Raw genomic sequence first — 17981 nt, 5'->3', positions numbered from 1 at the left:
CCGCGGGTGGCAAGATTGTCAAGGAACCATACGACTTCCCAGGTAGTTTTCGCTTTTGCTTCACGACGCCCGCCGGCCACGAACTCGGCGCGTGGACTCCGGCGGCGAAATTGACAGATACGCGAGATACCGTTAGCCACGCTCGTGCGTTGTGAATCAAAATCCCACTGTGCCGAAGTTCGGTGCTTCTAGTTTTCTTGAATCGTTGACCGTAGCTTCAAACCCAGTTGGCCGACCCTGCCCATCCATTCCGCGCGAGTTGAAACACGAGGAACAACAACTGTTGCGGGGCGTGTGCCCGCACCTTTTGCTAAAAAGTACTGATTAACTGTAGTGCTATCTCCGAGTTGGGTGTCCTTCGAAATATTCGGAATTCGTTGGAGAAGCTCGGGTTTTCCCGTGCCTAAATAGAACGGGAAAGTTGCCGAAAACGCTTTGCGGCCTAAGTACGTAACAAATACCGGGTCTGAAACAGCTCGGTCAATGTCCTCCGTGTGTCCCTCGCAGGTTATGCGGACGATGAATTCCGCATCGGCCAAGTATGTTCGGCGGACGACCACAGTCGCTCCGACACCGGGTTTGTAGGCAACCGATTTTGCTGACTTGGCTTTAAGTCCTTGGCTAATCGCTAGACGACGCCGAAAGTCCCACTCATCTTCACGCGAGCCGATGGTGTGGAAGTCGTCCACGAACGTAGGTCGGCGTTCTTCTCGAACAGTGAACTCGATATCAGAAATCCAGTCCGGCCATTCATTTCGGCGGTATCCAAGGCCACCAGCAATCAGTCCGCGGAGTGCAGTGGTTGTAGGCATTTTGTCAGTTTTGACGAAATTACCGGTGATGGCTGGTTTGCCCCAACTTTGAACTGGCCCAGCCAGCCGAATGAACACTGAATCAGTCATCAAAAACCCACTTCACGACGGTGTCGATGAGGTCGTCCAGCTGAGTCGGCTCGAGTTTGCCGAACTTGCCTTCAAGCCCTGGGAAAGTTCCAGCGAGGGCTTCAGTGGGGCCGAAGTTTCCGGCGTCAAAGCTTCGTGCTGCGGAATACTGTTGAGAAAGGGAAGTGATTGTAGCTGCGAGGAATCCTCCAGCTCCTTCGGGGATGACCGGAGTTTGGAAGTCATATGCAGTCCGGTAGCGCTGTTCTTCAGCGAGTACTAGGGCTGGAAGGACGTATGGGGCTGTGCTGTGCTCTTTGCCGCGTGGCTGGCCATAGATAGCTGATCGAATCAATTCCCGGACGTTTTCTCGAGAGTCTTCTGCATCGAAAGCTGACCAGCTTTCACGCAACTGTTTCTTATCGATACTGACTGTGCGGTAGAAAACGCCACTGGTGTACTGGCTAACTCCGAGATATGTTGCCCCAGTTCGATGTTGTGCCTCGTGTCGATCATCGACAGTTGAGAAGTAATCGGTATCGATGCTGGTCGCATGAGTTGTTACTGCTGGGGAGACGCTGAGGGCCGCTTCCGTTGTGTTTTGAGGGGAATTGGCGAACATTCGACCAAAGGCAGCGATTGCTAGTGATCCTGTTCGGTGCTCCTGAATAAAGTCGTTGACATCGGTTTTCTTGATGTCCTTTCCGCTCGTCAGGCTGGCCAGCACAGTCTGGGCGGCAGTATTGATCTCTTCATTTGACATCCACGTCGAACGAGCGGATTCAGCCTTTTGGGTTTGCGAATCAACGTCGCCAGAAGTCTTAGCTGGTGTTTCAGCTTTGGTGAGCTTGCCGACGATTGATCTCGCGTTTTTCAGTGCAGCCTTCCGGTCAACGTCGGGGTTCAGTTCAAGGACTCTTTCGACGATTTCTTCGGCGAGTTCACCCGAGCGGATGCTTAGGTCCATTGACGCGTTTTCGTAGCGTAACCGGATGCTGCGCTTAATCGATTGAGAAGAATGGAGGGCTCGAAGAACTCCGCCCTGGTTAATTCGTTTTGGGGTTCCGGTGTCATCACGGTTTAGATTGCTGAATGGGATTGCGGTGACGATGCTGAGGGTCAAGTTATGGGGCATGGAGTTTAGGCCTTTCTCGGGGAGTTGTTTATGCCTCTACGACAGAATTATGTTGTTGCGTTGTCTTTGTTGTCGTTATCTGCGTTGGAGGAGGTCTCTGGAATTTCAGCGAAGTAAGAGAAATAGTCTCGCAGCATTCGGCGCCTAATGTTCTGTGACTCAGGCGTGAATCCATTGCCCCAATATAGGAAGGTCCGGAACAGGTCGTAGTAGTCGAGCGCCGGAATAGGTCCGGGCAGGGCAGTTGCAATTTTCAAGATACGCGAAACGTTAAGAATTGCCTCTTCCGCATCGAGTGAATAGATGAATTGCAGGCGCTGGCCAACGGAGTCGAGGTCGTCGGGATTAGCCTCAAATTGTTCGCCAGTTTTCTTCGCTTGAGCAATTGAGACTTGTCGAGCCCAATGCCCGATCCTCCGAATCTTCTTTTGTCCATTTGTGTCTGTTGTGTTCGGTGGTCGGTAGTGAGGAACTTGGTCGAATTCTGCTACCAAAGCAAAGAGACGAACGAGTGATGTTATTTGATGGTCGGAAAGTGTCGGATCTGCATACGGAAGAACATGCGGATAGGCATAGTGCTCGGTTGCTGGTGAGGCTCCGCGACGCAGCTCTGCTCGAGTCTTTCTCCAACGGGGTGACTGGATATTTGCGTCGTCTCGTAAGGCGAGAACGCTGGCTAACCGCGTTGCCCACATTGTGTGGACACTATTAGCTTCGGAAGATGTCATTAGAAACTCTCCTCGGTACTGGCCGGCTTGGGTATTAAGGCTTGTAATCCATTTCGGAGTTGCGCTCGGACATATGCGATTCGTGCTGGCTCCTGAATGGAATGGGGATTGACAACTTCATCAAATGCGCACAACGACGCGTCAATACAGCGGTCTCTGAGGTCGGTTGGCATCTCGTAGCTGTGCGTAAAAGGTGAAGGAGACTGAGCTTTATAGAATCTGCGAGCGTCGTTCAATATGTCCTGGTAAACCGCTGAAATATTGCGCCAGAAAGCGTTTGAAGCGTCCTGCTTTCGGTCAATCATGTCATCTAAAACTGCGGGTGGGTACTTAGATTTCGTGGGTTTCCTGCTAAACACTTGACATACCCTGCGATGCAGCTGGTTGATAAGTTTAGCTTGAAGCTGAATGTCCTCTTGTAAGTCTTCGTCGACATCGAATGCCCATTCCGCAGATGAGGGAAAGAAAACTTCGCTGGCGCGAATATTTGGTGAGCTAGCTGTACCTGCAATTAGGTGTTGTGCGAAAATGAGCGGCGCGTCGTTGGGTAAGCGGGATAATGCGCGGCTTGAGATTCGAGCATGCACTTTGTTTGAACGGTTATTTGCGGCCCACTCAACGGCAAGGTCAGTGTTGTCTCGCCCCAAGTCGACACGAACTAAGGTTTCGCCGCCTTTTTCACGCGTTTCATACAGGTAGAACGGGTCAAGTGTATTGCGCTGATCCCACCATTCTTTGTATGTCGTTTTATTTGTGCCCATCTCGGGTTTGAAGTACCACTCTTCGGGGATGCCGCCTGTGCGAACTCCATTAAGTACCCCATCTTCCCAATGGCATGCTGGAGCATTGGAGCTCCATGTGGCTCGCCAAAGTGGATGCGCCTGATTTGGAGCATCCGGGAGTGTGGAATTGTTGCACGTTCGATCTGCCCAAGCCGGAAGGCCACTGCCTTTTACCCATGATGTCGGTATTTGGTACAGCAAGGTTTCCAGAAGGGTATCTCCGGTTTGGATAACCTCAGTCGCGGTGTAATCGGCGCCCACAAAACGCATGCCTGGAGCTCCCATTTGGCATTTGTCTCCTGCGTAGTTGTTATTTCCCGCCATTGAGAGGTGGTGGTACACCACGAGGGCTAGCAGAGCGTCGGGCAGTGCTAAGGCTGGAGTCCCGTCATTGATTAGGTTCCAGTACGTCTCGCCCTCGTCGGGGAGCATTGCCGGTGAGAGCTTTTTAATAGGGAAATGTCCAGCCATCAGTAGGTGGGCTTTGTCCTTTGGGCCATCGCATGGCAGTGGTGGACGTTGAAGAAAAGGCTGAATTGAATCAAAGGGGTCGCAGCCCGGAGCTAAATCTGTAATTGCCTGGTCGACAGCATTTTCTGGTAGGCCGCCCTGAACAATTTCTTCGATTGGGGTTGATGTGTGACGTAAAGCCACTGCTGTGATCGCAGCGAGGAAACGTAACTGCGCCGTGAACTGATATGCGGCGCCATCGACGCTGATGGCGGTGTCTTGCTTATGTGATGAAAGAAGGAGGTCTCGAACGGTTGAGCGACCGTTCGGTGTTCTTAGGAAGGGTGAATCCGTGAGAGCATTTATCTTCATTCGTAGTTCACTTTCGCTAGGTACTGCTTTATGGTACCGATGAGGTTAATACGTCGCAAGCAATTGCCGAATATAAGTATTAATAAAACTGGTTGGCTATTTGAGAGTGCCTCCACGAGCGCGGAGAAGGTGTGCAAATAGCCGAATATAACGAAGTACCTCCACGAAAGCGGAGACCAGTTTCACTGTACCGTTGATGCTGTAAATAGAGAGGTTTTCATGACAGCAACAGTATTTCTGACTAAGGTTCCAGTGCATTCTTTGCTTTCGCGAAGAATAAACAAGAAAAAGAGCTTTGTCCCGTCGTCGATTGACTCTCCGTTGTTCCGACACAGGGCTGTGATGAGCCTCTTTGGGGAGTTTGATGCAAATCCCAGACAGACAGGAAAAATTCTTTTCCGAGTTGATTTCACTGCAGGTCACCCCCCGTACTTCCTTATCCAGTCTTCGGTGGAACCTGTACATCTCGGTGAGCTTCGAGGGGCTGAAAGTCGTACTGTGGAATTATTCGACCTTGAGCCCGGTCAGCCAGTTGTCTTTCGTGTAGCTGTCAATGCAGTTCGTCGAAAGCGTGAACAGCATGATGGAAAGATGAAGACCATCGTGACGCCCGTGCCATATGACCAAGAGATAGACGCAATTGAGCAGGGGCGGACAACAATTACTCCGTGGATTCAGAACAAACTCGCTGGAGCCTTGAAGGAGGTGCAGTTGGTTAACCATCAGCGAGAGGTGCTGAAGGCCACCGAACGGGAGTCTTCCCGAATGGCCATTCAGGTTGATGTTTTGGATGGTGCTGCGCTTGTCGACGATCCAGAGGCTCTAAACAGATTGATTCTCGAAGGTGTCGGCAGGGAAAAGGCGTATGGCTGCGGGATGCTAAGCGTGAAGGCAATTCCATGAGTGACTCACTTGTCCATTCCGAGCTTTGGGCAAAGAAGGGTGAGAACGCTGAGACGTATCCGCTTTTAGCACACATGCTTGATGCAGCTGCGGTAGGTACTTACTTGTTTAGGCATTGGCTTCGACCCGAGCTGCGCTTCCAAATAAGCGATGCACTGGGAGAAAATGCGGAGTGCATCGTGGCCTGGGTAGTGGGTATGCATGATTTAGGAAAAGCCAACCCGCTATTTCAGTTTCAGCACATGCGGGACGATGAATCGTGGCGAAAAGTCCGATCCGAGATTCGTGACAGTGGAAATTACGAACCCGTTCCACGGGAGAAGATGGAGCGCTGGAATAGGTACAGCGATCTTCGTAGGCATGAACGCGTATCTGCAATCGGTATCGGCGGAATGAATCTCGGGGATTCAACCATCGGAGAACAGTGGGCGACACTGCCAGCTTTAGGTCATCATGGCTACTTTACCCTTCCCTTCCGTGGAAAGATGCATTCATCCTCCATGAAACGTGCCGATGAGATGCTCAAATGGGAAGGATGGAAGACTGCGCACGAGAATATTCAAGAGTGTTTTGAGAGGGCCGTCGGGGTATCGCGAAACGAACTTCCCGAAGAGTGTGACCCTGCGGTTTCTATCCTTTTATCTGGACTGACCGTGCTGGCTGATCGTTTGGCATCAAATAATGAGTGGGTTGAGAACGCGCAAGCAGCCACAAGCCGAGGTGAGCTTAATCTCAATGACCCAACCGAGTGGTATCGAGTTCAGCTCGAGAGGGCAGACGAATACGTCCGTGAAAACCTTGGCATCTACTCTGGCTGGGAATCGCAGGAGCACGCAGAGTCAGTTATTCTGCAGCAACGTAGTCCACGGCACATCCAGAAAATAGTTCGTGACGCTGGTGACGGGCTTGTCGGAGTCATGGCTCCGACTGGAATCGGGAAGACAGAGGCGGCTCTGCTTCGCCATGCGCAGAAGAATGAGCGCCTCCTGTTTTTACTGCCAACCCAAGCAACAACGAATGCATTAATGAGACGTGTGCAGCGTGCTTTTTCTAGCACGCCGAACGTAGCGTCGTTGGCTCATAGCCTCGCGAGTGTTGAGGATTTTTACGACACCCCAGTAAGTAGCTTCCATGATGATACGGAAGGGGATCCTAGCTGTAGAGAATCTGGCGGACTGTATCCCGCATCATTCGTGAGAGCCGGGATGTCACGACTGATGGCAGCTGTATCGGTGGGAACGGTTGATCAGAGTTTGAAAGCCGGACTCCGTACAAAATGGCTACATTTACTATTATTGTCCTTGGCCAATGCCCACATCGTTGTTGACGAAGTTCATACGCTTGATCATTATCAGACAGAGCTGCTGAGCACTGTTCTTGAGTGGCTTGGCAAAGTTGGTGCACGAGTAACTCTTCTGACTGCTACCTTCCCGAGCTGGCAATACAGACGACTTGTACATGCATACTCAGGAGTGAATGTTGACAAACCTGCTGAGTTTCCCGCAGTAGCGGTTGTTCGTCCTCGTCGCCAAGTTCAAAGTGTGCAGCGGGAGGAATGCGCACTAGAGCATAATTCTGGGGGCGAACGGGTCAAGAAGGCTGAGGAGTCTAAAGTAGTTTCAGTTCTGCCGTTTGATGTTCTACGACGAGATATAGAACTTAATCACACAAAGATCAGTCACTCCGACAATTGCCGTGCTCATGCGGAATGGGTAATCCAACAACGCTTACGGTTCCCGCAAGCACGTATTGGAGTAATTGTGAACCAAGTGGATTGGGCTCAATCAGTAGCGAGACAATTGTCCGATGCAGGGCACAATGTAGTCGTGCTACATTCCGCGATGACTTCGGAACATAGACGTCGTAACGCAGAGTTGCTGGAAAAAATAATCGGACCTAACGGTAACGCCACTGGTGTGACCGTCGTAGGTACGCAGGCGATTGAAGCCTCGCTCGATATTGACATGGATATTTTGACTACGGATTTGTGTCCTTCAGCTTCGCTGATTCAGCGAATCGGTAGGGTGTGGCGAAGGCAAGATACGTCAAGAAGCGAAAGAATTCCTGGGATTCACACTCCATTGATTCGAGTGGTCGATGGTGTTGAAGTAAGCGAAAAACTGCGATATCCGTATTACAAAGCGGAGATGCTTCGCACATCGCGGTGGATCCAGCAGCATCGAGTTCTGAAGATGCCGGAGGAGTGTCAGGAATTCGTGGATGCTGCTTCAGTGAGTTTTGACGATTTGAAGAACCCGTCTGCAACGGATGCTGATTTCGATCAGGTTGCAGCTGAAAGCCTAATGGCGCGTAAGGGTAAAAGCGTCTCTTACGAAGTCGAAGAGATCCTAGACCCGGAATACCGCATGGCCAATCTCCATGAGAACTTTAGTAATGAGTCTGCTCTATCTTTGGATGGTGGTGATGCTAGAACTCGCCTTATCGAGGAGGAGTCAGTGCGAGTTATTCTCCTGGATTCCGGGGACAGCATTCCAGGCGGATGGCAAGGAGATGTCGAGGAACTGAGATCGATTCGCAGCGGGGATCGTGAGCGAATCCGCAAAGCGCTAAGGGCTTCTATGCCGATGAGACAGAGCAAGTTTTCGCAGATTGAGTCTCCAATCTCACTGGCCGATGCTAAAACCCTCTTGAGTCAGTACTATGCCGTCGAGGCGCATGAACTCTACGATTCTTTGGTTGGTTTCCTAGGATTCAGCGGGAAAGCGACCGGTGCGTAGTGACTTATTCAGAGGAAGCTATTGCATTCTCTCAAATTCCAGCAGGACACCAGGTTCGTTTTGAAGATAGAGTTAGTTTCCTCTACCTCGAGCGATGTAGCGTGCGCCAGGACAAGACCGGTGTTGTCGCTTATTCGAAAGTCGAAGGCGAGTCGCTGATTCAGCGTGTGCAATTACCGGTTTCAGGTTTGGCTGTGCTGCATTTAGGGCCTGGGACGAGCATTTCAGCGGCGGCCATGACTTCGTGTACCCGTGCAGGGGTGACAGTCATGTTCACCGGTGGGGGAGGAGTGCCTTCTTATTCCTACTCTGTACCATTGACGAGCTCTGCTCGATGGGCGATTGCCCAAGCCAAGCTTGTATCATCGGAACGTAACCAGAGGAAAGCTGCGGTTATCCTGTATCGGCGCCAGCTTGGGTTGGACATTGATTCCGAAGAGACCAGCATCGCCGTGATGCGTGGACTCGAAGGCCGGATGATGAAACAGACATATCGGTCTTTAGCTCGAGAGCATGGTGTCAAGGCTTTTCGGCGTGATACTACAGCTGAAGATTCAGTGAACTTGTGCCTCAATTTGGCGAACTCAATGTTATACGGCTGTGCCGCTTCCGCCTGCCAAGCTTTGGGGATTAACCCTGCGCTGGGAGTAATCCATCGTGGCGATGCCCGTTCTTTGTTGTTCGATCTGGCTGATTTATATAAACCTGAAGTTTCGCTTCCGTTGTCTTTCCGATGCTCGAAAAGTGGTGACGCTCTAAAAGAAGTTCGGAAGGAAATTCGCCGTGAGATTCATCGAAGGGGCATGTTGAAAGAGATGATTGGAGTATTAATGGAGATTCTCGAACCGTATCTGCCAGAAAGAGACGATGACCGGTTGATTGCGGGACGGGGCGACGAAGTGGCTGGGCATACACAGTATGGAAATCGACCCCAGTAACAGTAGGCGCATCCCTTATGTTTTTGGTACTTACTGCATCTAATTTGCCGGAACATCTCCGAGGGTATCTAACTCGTTTCTTAGTTGAAGTTGATACTGGAGTTTTTGTAGGTAACGTGTCGAGACGCGTTCGTGATAATCTATGGAGCCGGTGCAGCCGAGCTATAGGGGAGGGACGTCTAACGATGATTAATAATGATCCCACCCGAGAGCAGGGGTTCGCCGTAAATACGATGGGGAGTAATCGCCGAGTGATTCAGGACTTCGATGGTCTGTTGCTGCCTGTGACCTTATCTGCCGAAACTCGCGGACTTGAAGAAACTTCTTCGTAAAACCGCAGGTCGGGAACTCTCTTCTCCGCACACGCGGAGGTATTTCCGATTCCAGCCAAGGAAGATTGACGTATATCGCCTCTTCTCCGCACACGCGGAGGTATTTCCGACTAGGCCGTGGCATGAGCGGGCGAAATGCGCTCTTCTCCGCACACGCGGAGGTATTTCCAGAGTGCAGAGCGCCTTTAGCCATGTATGCACCTCTTCTCCGCACACGCGGAGGTATTTCCAAATTCGACCGCACCGGAGAAGCAACCCCCAACTCTTCTCCGCACACGCGGAGGTATTTCCTGGAAGAACTCAGACAGCAACAGCAGCAGGAGCTCTTCTCCGCACACGCGGAGGTATTTCCATCAGCCATGCCCTTAACAAACGTCAACAGCACTCTTCTCCGCACACGCGGAGGTATTTCCAAGGTGGTGGGGTAACGATGAAGATTGAGTGGCTCTTCTCCGCACACGCGGAGGTATTTCATGAAATTCCCGGCTCATCGGTTCTCCTCCTTCCCTCTTCTCCGCACACGCGGAGGTATTTCCTAAGCCGCCTTTTCCTTCGTGAGACGCTTTTCCTCTTCTCCGCACACGCGGAGGTATTTCCCACAGTCACTGTTCGTAAAAATGCTCCGAGCACTCTTCTCCGCACACGCGGAGGTATTTCCGAACGAGCCGACGTTTCCGCCCACTTAACCTCCTCTTCTCCGCACACGCGGAGGTATTTCCTGAACCCACAACGTTAAAGGGCCACGCACCCGCTCTTCTTCGCACACGCGGAGGTATTTCCAGCATCCCCGCCGCCATCAAAGCCAGACGAGACTCTTCTCCGCACACGCGGAGGTATTTCCATGATGCCGCCGACACGATTCACCCGGATATACTCTTCTCCGCACACGCGGAGGTATTTCCGCTCATGCCGCAGCCGCTCCCACACCTCATCGCTCTTCTCCGCACACGCGGAGGTATTTCCGTGTTCACCCCGGGCGCTGACCTGCCGCCGGCCTCTTCTCCGCACACGCGGAGGTATTTCCAAGCGCATCAGGTTAATGAACAGGGCGAGCTTCTCTTCTCCGCACACGCGGAGGTATTTCCACAATCTGGCGGGCAAGGTTCGGCAACTGCTGCTCTTCTCCGCACACGCGGAGGTATTTCCAAACAAACCGGCGCAGTCGAACGCTCACTCCCCTCTTCTCCGCACACGCGGAGGTATTTCCGGAGTTGAAAATCTGGCCCATCTCACCCATCGCTCTTCTCCGCACACGCGGAGGTATTTCCAGCAATCCCAGAAGGACAAGCCGGACTCGTATCTCTTCTCCGCACACGCGGAGGTATTTCCAAATACAAGCTGTTTACCTTCGATCTGCTGCACTCTTCTCCGCACACGCGGAGGTATTTCCGCGTCAATCGCATCATTCATCGGCTTACCCAGCTCTTCTCCGCACACGCGGAGGTATTTCCGCTGAAAACCATCCTGAGAATCAGGCAACGGCCTCTTCTCCGCACACGCGGAGGTATTTCCCATGAGATGGTCTGCCACATGAGGTACTTGCCCTCTTCTCCGCACACGCGGAGGTATTTCCTTGCCCTACGCTAACCCGATTCACTGGGGTTGCTCTTCTCCGCACACGCGGAGGTATTTCCGAGGTTCTAGCGGACGCGGTTGATAAGCGGGTCTCTTCTCCGCACACGCGGAGGTATTTCCATCGGAGTCTTTCGGCGCGAGGGCTGAGTCCGCTCTTCTCCGCACACGCGGAGGTATTTCCGATTGGTGACCGTATTGGCTGTGAGGAGCCGGCTCTTCTCCGCACACGCGGAGGTATTTCCAGAACCAATAGTGAAATACGGGGTAACACCGTCTCTTCTCCGCACACGCGGAGGTATTTCCAAGGTCAAAGGCGTGTACCGTGGCAGCGCGCTCTCTTCTCCGCACACGCGGAGGTATTTCCCGAGCAAGTGGGATATAAGCCTCGCCGCCGGTCACTTCTCCGCACACGCGGAGGTAGTTCTCAGGTACCAAGCGTCAAGCGCGGCACCCACCTTGTGGCTCAGCCTCACCCCTACCGCTTCCGCAGCACCAACACCAGGTTCGACACCGCGAACTCGCGCAGCACCGGCACGTGCACCATCCACCAGGCCCACCACGGGTGGTAGCGCGGGAAAGCGGCCAGCAGCTCGCAGTCGCCGGCCTCCGCGGCAGCGCGCGCCCACTTCAATCCTTCACCGCAACCGACCTTGAACAGGGACTCGCCAAAGTAGTTCTTTGGTCGCTTGCCGTGCTTCTTCTCATACATGCGCCGCGCGCGGTCGCCACCCAGGTAATGCGTCATCCCCATCTCGTGGCCGCCGAACGGGCCGTACCAAATGGTGTACGAGTAAACGACCAGTCCGCCCGGCTTGGTTACACGCAGCATTTCCTCGCCCATCGTCCATGGCTCGGGCACGTGCTCGGCGACATTCGACGAGTACGTCAGGTCAAACGCGTCATCGCGAAACGGCAGTTCCAGCCCCGATCCGCGTACCGACGACTCCAGCTTGATACCCGCCGCCGCCATCTCGCCCACATCGGGTTCGCAGGTGTAATATTCCACGCCACGCTGGGCAAATGCTCGGCCAAAGTACCCGGGGCCGCCGCCGACATCAAGAATGCGCTTGCCGCGCAGTGCGGTATTCGTCGTAACGCTTGACGACGCGCCCGTTGTCTCCCCGGTGTCCGCCGACCCCGCCGCACCATCCGCCCCAGCTGCGATGCCTTCTAGGAGACCGATGGTGTCCTCGGCCAGGTGCCCGTAGAAGATATCGGGATCGGTTTGCTCGTATTTGAAGTCGTTGAGCAGCCCGAATGAGCGCGACAGCGTAGCAAAGCTGCGCAGCTCTTTCAGAGCGGGCGGGACGATAAAAGCGGGAAAGCGAAAGCTGGTCACGTCAAACAATCTAATGGACTGGTTGGGTTTGGGAGTATGGATTTGAGCTAAAGCGGCAACGAAAGCCGCGCCGAGCGTTAGGCTCATATTGTTATGAAAATCTTACTGTTGTGTTGGCGCGACACCGGCCATCCCGAAGGTGGAGGTAGTGAGCGCTATTTGGAGCGCGTCGCAGGTTACCTTGCCGACCAAGGCCATACTGTGGTGTTCCGCACGGCCAACTACCCAGGCGCACCAGCCCTTTCGCGTCGTGATGGCGTGACTTTCTCCCGCGCTGGTGGAAACTTCTCCGTCTACGTGCGATCCTGGACCGCGATGCTGGGTGCGCGATTTGGCGTGGGCCCAATTGCCAAGGTGCTCGGCGGCAAGCCGGATGTCGTGGTCGATACCCAAAATGGCGTCCCCTTTTTCGCTCGGATATTCTCCGGCGCGCCGACGGTGCTGCTGACACATCACTGCCACCGTGAGCAGTGGCCAGTGGCAGGGCCGATTATCAGCAAGCTGGGGTGGTTCATCGAATCGCGGTTGTCGCCGATGATTCACCGCCGCTGCCGCTACATCACCGTTTCCGAGCCAAGTGCCGCTGAACTGGTAGAACTCGGAGTGTCGCCGGGGCGCATCGCGGTAATCCGCAATGGTGTGGACCCGATTCCGGAGGAGTTGCAGTCGACCGAAATCATGGCGGACCTATCCGAGTGCGACGGTCCAGCACCGCATTTGGTGACGCTGTCGCGATTGGTTCCGCATAAGCAGATTGAGCACGCCATCGATGTGCTTGCAGATCTTGTACAAGATCGTCCAGGTGCGATTCTCGATGTTATTGGCTCGGGATGGTGGCACGACAACCTGGTGGAATATGCCCGTGACAAGGGCGTTTCGGACCACGTGGTATTCCACGGGCAGGTCACCGAGGCGGATAAACACCGCATCCTCTCCAAGGCGTGTCTGCACCTGATGCCTTCGCGCAAGGAGGGCTGGGGGCTCGCCGTCATCGAATCGGCGCAGCACGGCGTGCCGACGGTCGGTTACCGTTCCTCGGCGGGCTTGCGCGATTCGGTCAACGACGGTGAAACTGGCCTGCTGGCCAGCGATGAAGCGGACCTAATTACCAAGACGCGACAGATTCTCGATAACGGTGAACTGCATCGCGCAATGTCCAAGGCCTGCGTCGCCCGTGCCGCGGAATTTGGCTGGGACAAGACCGGTGAGGCAGTTCTGAATGTCTTGGAAAACCCAACACTGGACAAGCTGCTACCTGCGGCGGGGCAGTAGCGCTTCCATTACTCCAGTCAGTAGTCCCGCCAGCAGCCCAGCGAGTAGGCAAAGAGTCCAGATTCCAAAGGCTGTCCACGCAGCTGCATAGGCCCCCTGGCTTGGTTGTGTGGCCGGCTCGATTACACCGGGGACATGGTATAGCTGCAGGTCAGGTGTTTCATAGACGGGGTCTAACGCCGCCACAATGTCAGCGGAGTCGCCGAAGTTGCCGGGCGAATTCTCCACTAGGACCCAGCCAACGCCTTGGTTTCGAAGACCCTGGAGCGCAGACTCAAGCTCCTCGTGTCTCTTCGCACCACCGAGCAGCGTGCGCTCAACGGTTGTGGCTCCCTCGCCAGACACCGACTGCCCAGAGACAATCAGTTCGCCAGAGCTCACCACCGGAGCGGGCAAAATCTTCGTAGCCGGGTCGAGGACAGGACGCCCATTAATAATGCGGTAAGAACCGGCAGGTAGAACCGCAACGCGATCGTCGTCAAGCGCGACCACACCGGAAACCGCCGACCAGCCCTCCCATGACGGAATGGGGCGGAGCGGAGCGACATCGGCGGGCAGCGTGGGGACAGCGGCGATGATGATAAGCGCGCTGACGCCAGTAGCCAACCACTGGCCGATATTGGCGGTGGCGCCGCGAGCGCGGCGTGCCAGGTACTCCGCACCGCTGGCGGCGAGGATGACATACGCGGGGACAGCGAGCGCGATCCACTTCTGCGCATCACGAAGCAGGCCCGCCCCCGGGATGTGCTCGAGCGCCCAACCCATCATCAAAATGCCCGGCGTTGTTGCGGCGAGAGCCACCAGCACGATGGCCGTGGCGCCAGTGATAATCAGCCCCCGCCAGCGCTCCTGCGAATGCCAGACCCGACGGAATCCCAGACCCATAAGCACCAGGAGTGCCAGCACCATAATCGCCGAAAAACCAACCTCGCGCGTCAGTGGCACAGCCTGCTTATTCCAGATGCCACCCAATCCCAACAGGCTGCCGAGCGTGCCGACGTGTGCCTCTGCTCTGGCCGCAAATGCGGCAGCGCCAGCCGCATCGGAGGACCCAGCTGCACTCGGGTTCAGCAAAGATGCCACTAGCCACGGTGAACTGACTGCTACTGTTGTGGCCACAATCCAAGCGCGGTCGCGGTTATTGCGAGCGGTAACAATGCCGGTGATACCAGCCAAAAGGGCACCGGTCGGCGTGAGACCCGCAGCGGCAATTGCGCTGGTGCGCCACAAGGCACTACCCATCTGCGTTGCCAGAACAACTGCCGGAAGCAGCAATACGGCGATGACCAGTGACCACTGTCCCTGGAGCAAACGCTCGACCACAAACGGGTTCCAGAGCAGCATCGTCGGTGCAATCAGCTGGCTGGCTAAGCTCGGAGTCATGGGTACAAGGCCCGCACCGGATGCGCTACTGGTGCCCGAGCCGTGGCGAGTGAATCTGCGGGCGAGCTCAGCAGCTGCAAGACCACCAATCAAACAGGCGCCCACCATGCCGAAGCGCACCCAATGGCTGGCATCCACAAAGTAGCCCAGTGCCCACAGTGCGGTGTCCTGCGGAACAGCTCGTGCCGCAGCGGGGCCGAGTCCCAGGGCTGCGTCGGTAAGCGGTGGGTGATTGGGGATGACCATGTCGCGCAGCAGAAACATCGGTGCCCCAAAGCGACCATCGGCCGGGGCCTTGTGGGGCACAAAGAGCGGCCAGCACACGGCAGCGGTCAGCAGGAGAATCCACGACAACACAAAAACCCAGGCGACTCGCTCCGAATGAGAGCGAGCCGACTGGGTCAGAGTAGTGCGGAAACGTTGTGTCACGTGCCCTATATTAAATTATTTTTCGCTTTCCTCAGTGAAACTTAGGGTAAGCGAGAGCCTGTGGCACCGTAGTTTGGCGTCTTAGGCGGACTTGCTGCGAACACGGAAGCCAATCACGATGAGAACCAGGCCGAGGATACCGAGGATCCACGGTGCGACAGTGCCACCGATAGTCAGCGACTTACGTGCTTCCTTAGCGCGGTCCATCTGGCGGCCCTTGGAGCCTTCGTCCCACTGAGCGGTGTACTTCATCGCGGTACGGTTCTGCTCCTTGGCTTCCTTTTCACGGCCAGCCTTGGAAGCAATTTCTTCCGCTTCCTTGTCGTCCTTGGCGTAGAACATGAACATCTCTTCAGTACCGTTGACGATCACGCCAGAAGTCGGCTCGACGCGGACAGTACGGACGTTGGTGTAGTAACGATCCAGCTCGACGTCGTCGTCACCCTCCAGGCCCCACTTGTGAGCCGGGAAGCTCAGGCGCATGGAAGCCAGCGAGGACTTGTCAGCCTCGGTGAGCTTGCGGCCGTCGCGAGTGAAGTGCTCGGTCAGGGACTCGTAGAGGTTCTGCGGCGGAATGGTCATGGAGTACTTGTAGACCTTGACGCCATCCTGAGTTTCCTCACCGACAAAGTCAATCTCGAAGTTACGCATCGCCTGGACGTCGTAGTACGGGTAGGACTTCTTCTCAGCACCAAACGGGAACTGGTACTGGATGCCCGGACGGGTGAACGTCGGCGGCTTGGTGTCCGAACCACCCTGCGGTGCGTTAATAGCAACGCTGGAGATCGGGTCATCTACCGGGTACGCAGTGCTGCGGTCAACAGTGATGCGGTCGAGGGTCGCATTGATGAGGTTCTTCGGCTCTTCGCGGTCATCGCGCAGCAGAGTGGTACCGACCTGGAGAGTTGCAATCTTGTCGTCAGCCGGCTCCTCAATCTCAACGTGGCGCTTCGACTGCATCGGAGTCTTGTCGTTGATGAAGCAGTGGACCGGGAGATCGCGCTTCTCTTCGTCCGTCTCTGCCTTGCAGCGCGGGTCATTCTTGCGGTTTGGCGTTGGCTCATTCTTGCCCAGCTGGCTGGAGTCCAACAGAGTGCCGTCGCGCACCTCCGTGATGGTATCGCTCACAGTGTCAAGTGGGATGACCCGGAGGCGAGGCACCAGGAAGGTTGGCAGAAGGACGGCAATGACAATCAATGCAGCACCGATAATAATCAGTGCATGTCCGAGAGTTCTCTTCATCAGCGGATAGTCCTTTAACTGTACGTAACTTTCTGCTGCAAAACCTAGCAGGAAGTTAGGAGTTATGTGGTGTGTTTTTTAAAAATAACTTGTCGGGAAAACAAAAGAGTTTTGGAAAAACCGGCCTGAACAGGACTTATTTCATAATAAAATACAAGTGATTTTACTCATTCCGGTATCCGTGTAAGAAAGTACTATGACGTCCAAGGCATATGCGGCAGCGCCAAACGCTGGGCAAGACACAGTGTCGAGCTCTGTGCCGAACTCTACGCCGAACACTGTATCCAGCTCGGGATCCAGCACTGCATCGAGCTCTGCCACCACATTCCGCCCAGGCTTCCTGCCTTCGCTGGAGGGCCTGCGAGCTGTGGCTTCGATGGGCATCATCGGCACGCACGTCGCATTCCAGACCGGGCATGATGTGGGAGCCCTGTGGGAGCGCATCCTCGGCCGCTTCGACTTCTTCGTGGCCGTTTTCTTCGTGCTGTCCGGATTCCTGTTGTGGCGTTCTCACCGCTCGGGTTACGGCGGAATTCCCCGTCGTAAAGCATTGTCCGATGCCGACGGCGGACGGAAGAAGAGCTGGGCGAAGTACTACAAGAAGCGCGTCGCGCGCATTATGCCCGCGTACTGGGTGCTAGTGCTTATTGTGCTCATCGCACTGCCGGTGGGGCGCGGCGCGGATCTCAAGATTTGGCTAACAAATCTGACGCTGACACAGGTGTATTTCTCCGGCTCGCTGCACGGTGGGTTGACGCACCTGTGGTCGTTGTCGGTGGAGGTCGCGTTCTACATCTCGCTGCCGCTGTTTGCCATTGGGCTTAGCCGGTTGGACCCGCATCGCCAGCAGGGGCGCCGCATAGTGGCAATTTCCCTGCTTGCGATCTTGAGCTTCGGCTGGCCCTACCTGCCACTGCCGTACCCAGAAGGCGTTAACCCGCATATTCAGCCGATTGCCTACTTTTCCTGGTTCGCAGCTGGCATGATTCTCGCCGAGCTGGAATCGCTCCAGGGCGTCGATACCGATGCCGCCCGCGCGAAGGTGGAGACCATGCAGCGCTGGGCACGCCGCCGTTCGCTGTGGCTGGCGATCGCCGTTGGTGCGCTGGTTCTGGCTTCCTACCTGGGTCCCGAAGGGCTAGTCGAGCTCACCAACTGGGAATTCACCCGCCGCCTGCTGTGCGGTCTGGTCTTCGGTGCCGCCATCATCGGCCCCTGGACGATAGCGCCGGAGTCTCGCTTCCTTGAACACCCCATCATGCAGGCGCTAGGGCGCTGGTCGTACGGTATCTTCCTCTGGCACGTGGCGATGCTCTCCATTGCATTCCCGCTGCTTGGCGTGAAGCTGTTCACCGGACATCTGCTCAGTGTCACCATTGTCACGGTCGCACTGTCGATTCCGGTGGCCGCCGCCTCCTACGCGCTCGTCGAGGAACCTGCCCGCCGCTTCTTCGCACGCGTCTGGGTCAACCGCTAACGGCT

The 17981-nt window shown here is 55.2% G+C and carries 13 protein-coding genes and 1 CRISPR repeat array; of the genes, 6 read left to right on the top strand and 7 right to left on the bottom strand.

Annotated features, from left to right (window positions below; all coding sequences use genetic code 11):
- Positions 1–188: 188 nt before the first annotated feature.
- The 4 genes from cas5e to EGX79_10575 are packed head-to-tail and all read right to left on the bottom strand — an operon-like array spanning position 189 to position 4348.
- On the bottom strand, positions 189–902 hold the full coding sequence (cas5e, locus tag EGX79_10590) for a type I-E CRISPR-associated protein Cas5/CasD (protein AYX82582.1): 714 nt from the start codon (positions 900–902) through the stop codon (positions 189–191).
- A complete protein-coding gene (gene cas7e / locus EGX79_10585; GenBank protein AYX82581.1) occupies positions 895–2016 on the bottom strand; it encodes a type I-E CRISPR-associated protein Cas7/Cse4/CasC in 1122 nt (373 codons plus the stop codon). The genes cas5e and cas7e overlap by 8 nt, the downstream gene beginning before the upstream one ends.
- Before the next feature lie 47 nt (positions 2017–2063).
- The gene (locus tag EGX79_10580) at positions 2064–2744 is read right to left on the bottom strand and encodes a hypothetical protein (protein ID AYX82580.1); all 681 of its coding nucleotides are present in this window, start codon (positions 2742–2744) and stop codon (positions 2064–2066) included.
- Positions 2744–4348, bottom strand: coding sequence for a type I-E CRISPR-associated protein Cse1/CasA (locus EGX79_10575; GenBank protein ID AYX82579.1), 1605 nt, complete (start codon positions 4346–4348; stop codon positions 2744–2746). The genes EGX79_10580 and EGX79_10575 overlap by 1 nt, the downstream gene beginning before the upstream one ends.
- 219 nt (positions 4349–4567) lie before the next feature.
- Between EGX79_10575 and cas6e the strand changes: the two genes are divergently transcribed.
- From cas6e to cas2e, 4 genes are read left to right on the top strand one after another with little or no spacing between them, the layout of a single operon-like run.
- A complete protein-coding gene (gene cas6e / locus EGX79_10570; GenBank protein ID AYX82578.1) occupies positions 4568–5251 on the top strand; it encodes a type I-E CRISPR-associated protein Cas6/Cse3/CasE in 684 nt (227 codons plus the stop codon).
- The gene (locus EGX79_10565; protein ID AYX82577.1) at positions 5248–7989 is read left to right on the top strand and encodes a CRISPR-associated helicase/endonuclease Cas3; all 2742 of its coding nucleotides are present in this window, start codon (positions 5248–5250) and stop codon (positions 7987–7989) included. The genes cas6e and EGX79_10565 overlap by 4 nt, the downstream gene beginning before the upstream one ends.
- Entirely contained in the window at positions 7989–8927 is a 939-nt protein-coding gene (gene cas1e / locus EGX79_10560) for a type I-E CRISPR-associated endonuclease Cas1 (GenBank protein AYX82576.1), read from the top strand. Before EGX79_10565 ends, cas1e begins: the two co-directional genes overlap by 1 nt.
- A 17-nt stretch (positions 8928–8944) precedes the next feature.
- Entirely contained in the window at positions 8945–9259 is a 315-nt protein-coding gene (gene cas2e / locus EGX79_10555; protein AYX82575.1) for a type I-E CRISPR-associated endoribonuclease Cas2, read from the top strand.
- Positions 9260–9277: 18 nt separating this feature from the next.
- Positions 9278–11259: a CRISPR direct-repeat array (repeat unit 29 nt; unit sequence CTCTTCTCCGCACACGCGGAGGTATTTCC).
- Positions 11260–11309: 50 nt separating this feature from the next.
- Here the strand turns inward: cas2e and EGX79_10550 are convergent.
- Positions 11310–12146 carry a class I SAM-dependent methyltransferase gene (locus EGX79_10550; protein ID AYX82806.1) on the bottom strand — a complete coding sequence of 279 codons (837 nt, stop codon included), beginning with the start codon at positions 12144–12146 and terminating at the stop codon, positions 11310–11312.
- Between the two features lie 120 nt (positions 12147–12266).
- On the opposite strand from EGX79_10550, the gene EGX79_10545 reads away from it, so the two are divergent.
- A complete protein-coding gene (locus EGX79_10545) occupies positions 12267–13445 on the top strand; it encodes a glycosyltransferase family 1 protein (protein ID AYX82574.1) in 1179 nt (392 codons plus the stop codon).
- On the opposite strand, the gene EGX79_10540 is transcribed toward EGX79_10545, so the two are convergent.
- A complete protein-coding gene (locus EGX79_10540) occupies positions 13425–15257 on the bottom strand; it encodes a hypothetical protein (GenBank protein ID AYX82573.1) in 1833 nt (610 codons plus the stop codon). The two genes, EGX79_10545 and EGX79_10540, sit on opposite strands and share 21 nt — an antisense overlap.
- Before the next feature lie 81 nt (positions 15258–15338).
- Positions 15339–16499, bottom strand: a complete 1161-nt coding sequence (locus EGX79_10535; GenBank protein ID AYX82572.1) for a DUF3068 domain-containing protein — start codon at positions 16497–16499, stop codon at positions 15339–15341.
- 196 nt (positions 16500–16695) lie between these two features.
- Between EGX79_10535 and EGX79_10530 the strand changes: the two genes are divergently transcribed.
- A complete protein-coding gene (locus EGX79_10530) occupies positions 16696–17976 on the top strand; it encodes an acyltransferase (GenBank protein ID AYX82571.1) in 1281 nt (426 codons plus the stop codon).
- Positions 17977–17981: the final 5 nt, after the last annotated feature.

It is taken from the genome of Corynebacterium jeikeium (genome assembly GCA_003955985.1).
Classification (GTDB): Bacteria; Actinomycetota; Actinomycetes; order Mycobacteriales; family Mycobacteriaceae; genus Corynebacterium; species Corynebacterium jeikeium_D.
Note: the sequence above shows the minus strand (reverse complement) of the source record. Positions and strands in the feature narration are given on the sequence as shown.

Excerpts from the sequence above, each read along its gene's own strand:
- EGX79_10530 (AYX82571.1), top strand. The coding sequence starts at position 16,696 with ATGACGTCCAAGGCATATGCGGCAGCGCCAAACGCTGGGCAAGACACA.
- cas6e (AYX82578.1), top strand. The coding sequence starts at position 4,568 with ATGACAGCAACAGTATTTCTGACTAAGGTTCCAGTGCATTCTTTGCTT.
- EGX79_10545 (AYX82574.1), top strand. The coding sequence starts at position 12,267 with ATGAAAATCTTACTGTTGTGTTGGCGCGACACCGGCCATCCCGAAGGT.
- cas2e (AYX82575.1), top strand. The coding sequence starts at position 8,945 with ATGTTTTTGGTACTTACTGCATCTAATTTGCCGGAACATCTCCGAGGG.
- cas7e (AYX82581.1), bottom strand. The coding sequence starts at position 2,016 with ATGCCCCATAACTTGACCCTCAGCATCGTCACCGCAATCCCATTCAGC.
- EGX79_10580 (AYX82580.1), bottom strand. The coding sequence starts at position 2,744 with ATGACATCTTCCGAAGCTAATAGTGTCCACACAATGTGGGCAACGCGG.
- EGX79_10575 (AYX82579.1), bottom strand. The coding sequence starts at position 4,348 with ATGAAGATAAATGCTCTCACGGATTCACCCTTCCTAAGAACACCGAAC.
- EGX79_10565 (AYX82577.1), top strand. The coding sequence starts at position 5,248 with ATGAGTGACTCACTTGTCCATTCCGAGCTTTGGGCAAAGAAGGGTGAG.
- EGX79_10535 (AYX82572.1), bottom strand. The coding sequence starts at position 16,499 with ATGAAGAGAACTCTCGGACATGCACTGATTATTATCGGTGCTGCATTG.
- cas5e (AYX82582.1), bottom strand. The coding sequence starts at position 902 with ATGACTGATTCAGTGTTCATTCGGCTGGCTGGGCCAGTTCAAAGTTGG.